The sequence below is a fragment of the Sporomusa sp. genome (genome assembly GCF_057736855.1).
In genome coordinates this window covers 1-1,891 of the sequence record NZ_JBYKYF010000443.1, presented here as the reverse complement: position 1 = coordinate 1,891, position 1,891 = coordinate 1, and the positions used below count along the sequence as shown (strand labels likewise).

Here is a 1,891-nt window from a genome sequence, read left to right as displayed (position 1 = left end):
ATAGAAAGCCGCTTTTTGCCTTACGGCATAAAAGCGGCTTTGTCTACAATCTGGAACAGAGCTTGTACTAAGCCCTGTTCTTTTTTAAGCAATATTTTCTTAACTCCGTATCCAAGACAACCATCTACTAAATCTGTTCAGGTTTCATTTCCGATGAACCTGAAACCATCAACGAGATAATATAACCCAGTACCACACCGACAGCAGCCGGTATGACCCAGCCAAGACTAATGTCAAAAAACGGCAGATATTGACTGAATAACTTGGTAACAAAGCCCAACTGAATGTTTGCCGCATTTAAACCGTCAACAATGCTGACAATACCCGTAAAGAGCATACTGCAACGATAGACCTCACTCCGACCGCCAAACAGCGGATCGAGGAATACCAGAAAAATCAGCACAATGACCATTGGATAAATGCCAATCAAAACTGGCACTGAAAAAGCAATAAGCTGTGTTAGGCCAACATTAGAAATAACCAGGCTGAAAATTGACATGATATACACCAAGGTTTGATACGAAAGACGCGGGAATAATTTTGAGAAATAAGAAGCGCAAGCAGATACCAAACCGATACTGGTGGTTAAACAGGCAAAGATAATCGCCAATCCTAAAATCAAATTGCCGAGTGAACCGTAATAGATATTAGCTACCTTGGACAAAATGATACCGCCATTTTCGGCTTGTCCAATGGTCCCTGCACTGGTAGCACCAAGATAAGCCAAAGAAACATAGATTAGTCCCAAGAAAAAGGCGGCGATCAACCCAGCACCAGTACATACTTTGGCAATTTCCTTAGGATTTTCGACACCCTTGCCTTTAACCGCATTCACCACAATAATAGCAAAAACAATGGATGCAAGTGTGTCCATGGTTAAATAGCCTTCCTGAAATCCTTTAGCAAAGGCATGGCTCTGGTAGTCTCCCTGCGGTGCCAGGGGTTGTCCCAGAGGACTTAGAATGGTTTGTCCCACTAAAAACGCCAACATAATTAATAACGCAGGCGTTAATATCTTACCAACCCGATCAACAATTTTGCTGGGATTTAGTGCCAGCCAGCAAGTTACCCCAAAGAAAATAATGGAATAAATAAGTAGACCTGTTCCACCACCGCTCATATCGCCTGACATAAACGGCTTAACTCCAATTTCGTAAGAAACTGCGCCTGTACGGGGAATAGCAAACAAGGGACCAATCGTTAGATAGGTACTAACCAACAAAGCAGTAGCAAAAACCGGATGGACCCTTTTGGCTAAATCGCCAGCGTCATTACTGCCGGATAAGCCAACAGCCAAGACCCCTAATAACGGCAGTCCAACACCAGTAGTTAAAAAACCAAAAACAGCAACCCAGACATTATCGCCTGCCGACTGTCCTAAGGCAGGCGGAAAAATCAAGTTGCCTGCACCAAAGAACAAAGAAAACAACATTAACCCAATTGCCAGCGTATCTTGAAACGACAATTTTTTCACCTTCAACAAAATGTCCTCCTCCGCAAGTACTAATACTGTTACAGTATATTACATGTTTACAACAAAATCAATATTATGTCTTCTATTTGTATTCAAAATTCCTAAAAAAATAACATAATTTATCAAAAAAATAAAACCAGTTTTCCTTAGCAAAAAGGAAATCACTGGTTAACTCACTTCACTGCTATATCGCCTGTCTGGCTATTGATACTGCCATTTGCATAGTTTTCTTTCCAAATAATCAATGGTACTAAACAGGGTTAACCCGATGCTGCTTAAGGCGACAATACCAGAATACATTTCCAAGTAATTGACCCGCAGCCAAGCATCCATGATAAAGTATCCCATTCCATATTGTGTACCAAATGTTTCGGTAAAAAACAGCACCGAGATGGCTGTTGCCATAGCTACTCTGAG

The 1,891-nt window shown here is 41.5% G+C and carries 1 protein-coding gene and 1 pseudogene; both read right to left on the bottom strand.

Features of this window, described 5'->3' with window-relative positions:
* Window positions 1-127: 127 nt before the first annotated feature.
* Entirely contained in the window at window positions 128-1,474 is a 1,347-nt protein-coding gene (brnQ, locus tag AC29Z1_RS17420) for a branched-chain amino acid transport system II carrier protein (RefSeq protein WP_488272709.1), read from the bottom strand.
* 201 nt (window positions 1,475-1,675) lie between these two features.
* Window positions 1,676-1,891: pseudogene (locus AC29Z1_RS17415) on the bottom strand (ABC transporter permease); the annotation flags it as partial.